Genomic DNA, 7,422 nt, shown 5'->3' with positions numbered 1-7,422 from the left:
CGCATGAACAACGCGTGAACCGTTGGAAATCCAACGTTCCATCGGCGTGTCGAAACTTGACAAATCAGGCCCGACCAACCCCGCAACCACCGAAACCATCCCCGCAATCGCCCATTCCATCCCCGCAAATCCGCAATCGCATCCGCATTTTGTAACCGCAAAACGGCGTTACGGGTAACAAAAGCCGGAAGGGAAAGCCAAAACGGGACGGTCACGGGAAGAAGAACCAGGAAACTGCGACACGAATCGCAAATGCTACCAGCGGCGCCCGCAATGCTTGCCACCGATGCCAGACTTGCCATTCGCACCCCACGGACCGCGGCCTTCGCCATGCAATACACCCAAGTGATGTTTCATGGCAACCAGCATGATATGCGTATCTTCCAAACCGAGGTGGCGCTCCGACTTGCTTTCATCGAGCGCGCCCTGCCGCTTGGCGTATGCGTCCAACGTGTTATTGCCGTACGGATGCTCGTCGTCCGGAATTGACCCTTCATCCCAACGGCGGCTCATCGGCAACGTGTCGATAATCGTAATCTTGCCCGCACGGTAGCTTTCTGCATATCCAGCCACATTCAACATGAAGAAGCTATGTTCGAAACGAGCGTTGTGCGCTACGTACGGTTGCTGCTCCAATCGCTGCAGCAAACCGATTTGAGCCTCCGGCCACTCATCGAACAGGCGGAAGCCGGACGCACGATCACGTACATCGATACCGGTCAAATCGAGAATCAGCGGATTACCGAGCGTCGCGTTCTCGGCAGGAACGCCGAACGACAGACGCGACTGACCATACGCATCGCCCGTTTCGTAATAACTCTGCTCGTATTGGTATCCAGTAGGTGCGGCAGCAGGGCGAGGGGAAATCATGTTCATATATTCAAAGCCGACGTCGATGATGTACACACGCGCCGGGTCAGTACCGGTGGTTTCGATGTCGATTCCCATGACATTGTCCACATCGCGTCCAGGAAGATAAGCGTCACGCCAATCCGATTTGCGGTATTCAGCCATCCGACGCAACTGCGCCGCTTCAGCGGATTTCGTTTCCGAACCGTAATCAAACAACGTGGAGCCGCCCGGACTGGTTACTCCACTCAGGTTCGCACGCGACATGGCATAGTCACTGGCTCGCTTCTGACTTTTCTCTGCGGCACGACGGGCGGCGCGGCCGTTAACGATGTCAGCGGTTCGATCTTGAATATCATCCAACGCCACTCCCCCGGAAGCCAAAGCCGAACCGGGCAGCAGCACCGGAACCGTCACGCGCTCACGTCGTTCCTCGGTGACCGTCCACAATCCCATCGCCACGCCAATCTGTCGCAGAACAGCGATTTCGTCGCACAACCGACGGTTCGCGTAAGCAAGCGCGCGCGGCAGCCGATAGGAAGCGATAAGTCGGTCGTAATCCATCATGAACGTGCTGTTGCACTGCGCGATGGTCGGTTCGAGCCGATCTCGAATCGCAAGATCATCTTTCAACAGGGCGTGCAGCTGCGGGGCGGAAAGTTGCGGCGACGAGGACCGCAGCATTGCCAACAAATCAACGTGCTGTCTTGTGGCGGCACCAATGCCGTTACGCAGGTCAAGGGAAGACACCCATCGCCAGTCGATCGGCTGGTTGTCGGCGTCATTCGGCATCGATGCCGACCATTGTTCGATGTCCTGCTTCGCGTCATCCAGCCAGGAAAGATTCATCGTCGATTCGTTCATACCTGCCCATCGTAGCCGATACCCACCTTCAGCGTGTAAGAATGTGCAACAAACCAACGTGCGCATTCCTCTTTGTGAGAACACAACCATGCGAGTTCGAATGACGGTGTTCATTACGAAACCGCGCGCGGATACCTCCGTGCGAAGCGGTTGCCATACGAATTTTCACATAGCGCAAATGTGACCATTTCCCAGCAAAAATCCAGAATCGACTTTCATTTTTGAATCCCGGAACGCAATAAACGTTCCAAATCAACGAAAGGAACTGCAATGTCAGAAACACATTCCACCACTGAAAACAACAATTCGCATTGCTGCGACAACACCTGCGGCAATGCCGACGACCGCGTTGTTCCTGACAGCGTGGAAATCAATCCGCTGTTCGCCCGTCCGAAGGAAGCCCAGGCGTTCTCGAAATTTACCATTCCACAGAAGGGTAGTCTGCCGGAAACCGCCTACCAAGTGGTGCATGACGAGGCCATGCTGGATGGCAACGCGCGACTCAATCTTGCAACTTTTGTGAGCACGTGGATGGACGATCATGCGAACCGCCTGTACATGGAGGCGGCCGACAAGAACATGATCGACAAAGACGAGTACCCGAAAACCGCCGAAGTCGAATCGCGCTGCTGGCACATGCTCGCCGATCTATGGCATGCGCCCGATCCAATGAATGCCATCGGAACCTCCACCATCGGCTCGTCGGAAGCTTGCATGCTGGGCGGACTCGCGTTGAAGCGCCGTTGGAAGGAAGCCCGCGAAAAGGCCGACCTGCCGACCGATCGTCCGAATCTGGTGATGAGCAGCGCCGTGCAGGTGTGCTGGGAGAAGTTCTGCAACTATTTCGACGTGGAACCACGCTATGTGCCGATTTCCGAGGACCACAAAGTGCTCGACGGCCATGATCTCGACAAGTATGTCGATGAGAACACCATCGGCGTGGTGGCCATCATGGGCGTGACCTATACGGGTATGTATGAGCCGGTCGAACAGATCAGCGAAGCACTGGACCGCATCGAGGAGCGCACCGGACTTGATGTGCGCATCCATGTGGACGGCGCTTCGGGAGGTATGATCGCACCATTCATCCAGCCGGACCTCGCATGGGACTTCCGCGTCAAGCGCGTTTACTCCATCAGCACCTCCGGTCACAAGTACGGTCTGGTCTACCCCGGTTTGGGATGGGTCGTATGGCGCGAAACCGCTGACCTGCCGGAAAGCCTTATTTTCAAGGTGAGTTATCTCGGCGGCGAAATGCCGACTTTCGCACTGAACTTCTCCCGTCCAGGCGCACAGGTACTGCTGCAGTACTACATGTTCCTGCGTTTGGGATTCGACGGGTATCGAAGGGTGCAGCAGACTTCGCATGATGTGGCGAAATATCTGTCGGGCGAGATCGAGCAGATGGATGATTTTACGCTGTGGAACGACGGTTCCGACATTCCGGTGTTCGCATGGATGCTCAACGACAAGCCGGATCGCAAGTGGAATCTGTACGATCTGCAGGATCGGCTGCGCATGAAGGGATGGCTGGTGCCGGCTTATCCGATGCCGGTGGATCTGACGCAGGTGACCGTGCAGCGCATTGTGGTGCGTAACGGTTTCAGCCACGATATGGCCGAAGCGTTCATCAAGGATCTGAAGTCGTGTGTGAAATATCTGGACGGACTGCGCTCACCAATGCCAAGCGAGGCTCGTGCATCCGGATTCCACCACTGATATTTCGCGGTCATTCCACGAATTCCATCGTTTCCCGCATTAAGGAAATTCATGTTCATTCCCACAACGATTATGTTTACGAAAGCTGGCTGCAATGACAGTTCATATGAAAAAGCCGCTTGCTGTGGTAGCGCACGATGCAAGCGCAGCTGCACATCCCGGGTCCGCACGTTCCACGACGAACGCTGCGACGGCACCGACAACAACGCCACGCAATCCGTCTGCCGTCGCAGGAAACCGCAATCGTACGGGCATACCTGCGCATGCCGGGGCGAATAGAGGGAACGGCGCTGACGGGCACGGCGCAATCGCAAGCACGGCAACCGTTGCCAATAAAACCGGAAAAACCATGATGACAGTCAGCCAACTGGCGATGTTGACCGTGGTGGCGGTGGCCTCGCTACGCTCTCTGCCGGCCATGGCCGATTATGGTCTCGCTTCCATTCTGCTGTATCTCATTCCGGCGGTCGTTTTCCTGGTGCCGACCGCGCTGGTGGCTGCCGAACTGGCCACCGGCTGGAAAGGTGGCGTGTACGTGTGGGTGCGTGAGGCGTTCGGCAATCGCATCGGATTTCTCGCCATTTGGCTGCAGTGGATTCAGAATGTGGTGTGGTATCCGATACAGATTGCGTTCATCGCCGTCAGCCTGTCGTATGTGTTCGGCATGGGTGGCTTGGGCAATAATGGCGTATATGTGGCCGCGGTGATCATCGTGTTGTATTGGGCAAGCACGATGGTGGCGTTGCGCGGCGGCAATCTGTTCGCCAAGGTCGGGGCGATTTCGGGACTTATCGGCACGCTGTTTCCTGCGTTGCTGCTTATCGTCTTCGGCATTATCTGGCTGGCGATCGGTAAGCCAGTGCAGACCTCCCTGCACGCATCCGCGCTGCTTCCGCCGTGGACGGGCATCGCGTCGATTGTGCTAATCGTATCCAATGTGCTCGCCTACGCGGGTATGGAGGTCAATGCCGTGCATGCCAACGACTTGGAGCATCCGGGACGTCAATTCCCACGCGCCATTGCACTAGCGACCGCGCTGATTCTGCTGGTACTTGTGCTGCCGACTTTGGCAATCGCCTTTGCTGTGCCGCATCGTGAGCTGGGGCTCATCGACGGCATCAATCTGGCGTTCAGGGAGTTCTTCGACCATTTTGGCATGGGTTGGGGCACCCCGGTGATTTCGCTGCTCATCGCGCTAGGCGCGTTCGCTTCCGTGGTGGCTTGGATAGCTGGTCCTTCTCGCGGTTTGCTAGCGGCCGCCCGCACGGGACTGATGCCTCCCGCGCTGCAGAAGCGCAATGCCCACGACGTGCAGGAAGGCATTCTGATTCCGCAAGGCATTATCGTGACCGTGCTGGCGTTGCTGTTCGTGTTGATCCCCAATGGCAACACGGCTTTCGCGACGCTGGTGGATATGGCGACCGCGCTGTATCTGGTGATGTACATGTTGATGTTTGCCGCCGCGATTCGTCTGCGCGACACCCATCCAGAAGTCCGCCGCACGTATCGAGTTCCTGCGATTCGGTTGGTCGCGGGCGTCGGTTTCGTCGCTTCCGCCGCGGCATTCGTGTTGACTTTCGTGAGACCGGCTGGTTTCACCGGTTTGGATAGCGTTTCATATGCGATTCTTGTGGCTGTAGTCGTGCTTGTGCTCGGTTTACCGCCGCTGGTGTTGTATGGAATGCGCAAGCCTGGCTGGGATCTGCGTTCGGATGCCGAGCGGAACACGGATACGTACGATGTGCTAGTGAATCCGGAATACTGAAATATTGGAATATTTGGAATACTCATGTTTCGAACATTCCAATAATCCCGAATATGATGAATGCCTCCCAAGTGTTCGCCTGGGAGGCATTCATCGTTCTTGTCTCGTTCGTTTACGCGGTTACAGTTCGAAGCCGAGTTCGGCCGCCGCTTCGGTCGGTACCGGATCCTCGCACCAGAAATCCTCAAGGTTCTCATTGGTGGTCAGGCTTCGGATTTCGGCCTGGTCGATGTACAGTTCACCGCTCAAATGGTCGGTTTCATGCTGGAAGATGCGGGCCGGCCAGCCGTGCAGATGTTCCTCATGCTTGTTGCCGTCCTCATCCTGCCAACGGGCGGTGATGTCAAGCCAACGCTTGCGTACGGCCTGGTAACCGTCGAAGCTCAGGCAGCCTTCGTAGAAGCTGCGGGTTTCGGTGCCGATCGGCTCGTAGCTGGGGTTGATGATGGCGTGGAAGGGGAATTCCGCGGCTTCGCGCGGATCGCCATCGTCGCCTTCGCATACGTGGTCTTCGACGACGGCCAAAGCCAGACCGAGACCGATCTGGGTGGCTGCGAGGCCCACGCCCGGCGCTTCCAGCATGGTGGTGCGCATGGTGTCGATGAGCTTGTCAAGCGTTTTGCGGCTCAACTGGCCGTCGTAGGCGATGGTCTGCTGGCGTAATACCGGTTCGCCGGCCTGCACGATCGGCATGATTTTCTCTTTGCCGCCGGTTTTGATGAGCTTTTCGACCTCGCGGTTGAGTTCGAGGTCCACTTTCGAGTTGTGTCCGAACATGGGGCATATCTCCTTGCGGGCTCTTACAGGGTGAGTTCGTCGGCGACGACCTTGGCGAGGCGATCGCACACTTCGTCTGCCTGCTGCTGGGTTTCGGCTTCGGCCATGACGCGCACGAGCGGCTCGGTGCCGGACGGACGCAGCAGCACGCGGCCGGTGTCGCCCAGCAGCTTCTCTTCGCGTTCCACCGCGGCCTGCACCTTGGCGTTGGTCTTGGCGGCCATCTTGTCGACGTTCGGCACGTTGATGAGCGTCTGCGGCAGCTGCGGGAAGTCGGCGGCCAGTTCCTTCAGGCTCTTACCGGATTTGACGACCTCGTTGCACAGGGTGAGCGCGGTCAGGGTGCCGTCGCCGGTGGTGGCGAATTCGCGGTTGATCACGTGGCCGGACTGCTCGCCGCCGAGCGAATAATCGCCTCGCAGCATCTCTTCGAGCACGTAACGGTCGCCCACGTTGGTCTGCACGGTCTTGATGCCCATGGAACGCAGGGCCAACTTCAGACCGAGGTTGCTCATCACCGTCACGACGAGGGTGTCATGGTTGAGCTTGCCCGCGTTCTTCTTGGCGCGCGCCAGAATGCCCATGATCTGATCGCCGTTGACCATGTTGCCGTCCTCATCCACGGCAAGGCAACGGTCGGCATCGCCATCGAAGGCAACGCCCATGACGGCGCCGGAGGCCTTGACCATGGCCTGCAGCTGCTCAGGATGGGTGGAGCCGGCGTTCTTGTTGATGTTGTAGCCGTCCGGCGACGCGTTGATGACGGTCACGTCGGCGCCGGCGCGGCGCAAGGCTTCCGGAGCGACCACGGACGTGGCGCCGTTCGCGCAATCGGCCACGATCTTCAGGCCCTTCAGCGGCGTCGGCTGCGACTTGTCCGGACCGACCGGCGCGATGGCGGAAACCAGATGGTCGATGTACAGGTTGGTGGCGGTGGCGGTGTCATGGCTGACACGACCCACGCCGGCGCCGGTAGGACGATCCCAATCCTGGCCGAGCACCGCTTCGATCTCATCCTCCTTGGTGTCGGGCAGCTTGAAGCCGCCGCGGGCGAAGAACTTGATGCCGTTGTCGGGCATCGGATTGTGGGATGCGGAAATCACCGCGCCCATTTCCACGTTGAGCACGGACGTCAGGTATGCGACGCCCGGCGTCGGGATGATGCCGGCGTCGATCACGTCGAAGCCGCCGGCGGACATGCCAGCGGACAATGCGGCGGCGAGGAAATCGCCGGAAACTCGTGTATCACGACCGACCAGCGCACGGCGACGGCTTTCGAATTCGCTCCGCTCGTCATCGCCCAGCACACGCACCGCGGCGTCACCCAAATCAAGCGCCAGCTGTGCCGTCAAATCCCTATTCGCCAATCCTCGAACGCCGTCGGTTCCGAACATACGTGGCATGAGTCTCAAATCCTCGCTATCTGCAAACGATATTTCCGTGACCTA

The 7,422-nt window shown here is 58.2% G+C and carries 5 protein-coding genes; 2 read left to right on the top strand and 3 right to left on the bottom strand.

Going from position 1 to position 7,422, the window contains the following annotated elements; genetic code table 11:
- Positions 1 to 255 precede the first annotated feature (255 nt).
- Complete coding sequence (locus KSX58_RS07845; protein ID WP_070122700.1) at positions 256 to 1,713, bottom strand: DNA polymerase III subunit epsilon; 1,458 nt, start codon at positions 1,711 to 1,713, stop codon at positions 256 to 258.
- 270 nt (positions 1,714 to 1,983) lie between these two features.
- Here KSX58_RS07845 and KSX58_RS07840 point away from each other — a divergent pair, with 270 nt between their 5' ends.
- Complete coding sequence (locus tag KSX58_RS07840; RefSeq protein ID WP_201789892.1) at positions 1,984 to 3,432, top strand: glutamate decarboxylase; 1,449 nt, start codon at positions 1,984 to 1,986, stop codon at positions 3,430 to 3,432.
- 349 nt (positions 3,433 to 3,781) lie between these two features.
- Positions 3,782 to 5,197 (top strand): APC family permease, encoded by a 1,416-nt coding sequence (locus KSX58_RS07835; RefSeq protein ID WP_021913162.1) that lies wholly within the window; start codon positions 3,782 to 3,784, stop codon positions 5,195 to 5,197.
- A 120-nt stretch (positions 5,198 to 5,317) separates the two neighbouring features.
- Here the strand turns inward: KSX58_RS07835 and KSX58_RS07830 are convergent, their stop codons facing one another.
- Positions 5,318 to 5,974 (bottom strand): peptide deformylase, encoded by a 657-nt coding sequence (locus tag KSX58_RS07830; RefSeq protein WP_003806691.1) that lies wholly within the window; start codon positions 5,972 to 5,974, stop codon positions 5,318 to 5,320.
- Positions 5,975 to 5,997: 23 nt separating this feature from the next.
- Positions 5,998 to 7,377 carry a phosphoglucosamine mutase gene (glmM, locus tag KSX58_RS07825; RefSeq protein WP_011743613.1) on the bottom strand — a complete coding sequence of 460 codons (1,380 nt, stop codon included), beginning with the start codon at positions 7,375 to 7,377 and terminating at the stop codon, positions 5,998 to 6,000.
- Between the last annotated feature and the right edge of the window lie 45 nt (positions 7,378 to 7,422).

Source organism: Bifidobacterium sp. MSK.17.10 (assembly GCF_019129655.1).
Classification (GTDB): domain Bacteria; phylum Actinomycetota; class Actinomycetes; order Actinomycetales; family Bifidobacteriaceae; genus Bifidobacterium; species Bifidobacterium adolescentis.
Note: the sequence above shows the minus strand (reverse complement) of the source record. Positions and strands in the feature narration are given on the sequence as shown.

What these genes read in the sequence shown, in the direction of transcription:
- KSX58_RS07835 (WP_021913162.1), top strand. Translation starts at nt 3,782, where the DNA reads ATGATGACAGTCAGCCAACTGGCGATGTTGACCGTGGTGGCGGTGGCC.
- KSX58_RS07840 (WP_201789892.1), top strand. Translation starts at nt 1,984, where the DNA reads ATGTCAGAAACACATTCCACCACTGAAAACAACAATTCGCATTGCTGC.
- KSX58_RS07830 (WP_003806691.1), bottom strand. Translation starts at nt 5,974, where the DNA reads ATGTTCGGACACAACTCGAAAGTGGACCTCGAACTCAACCGCGAGGTC.
- KSX58_RS07845 (WP_070122700.1), bottom strand. Translation starts at nt 1,713, where the DNA reads ATGAACGAATCGACGATGAATCTTTCCTGGCTGGATGACGCGAAGCAG.
- glmM (WP_011743613.1), bottom strand. Translation starts at nt 7,377, where the DNA reads ATGCCACGTATGTTCGGAACCGACGGCGTTCGAGGATTGGCGAATAGG.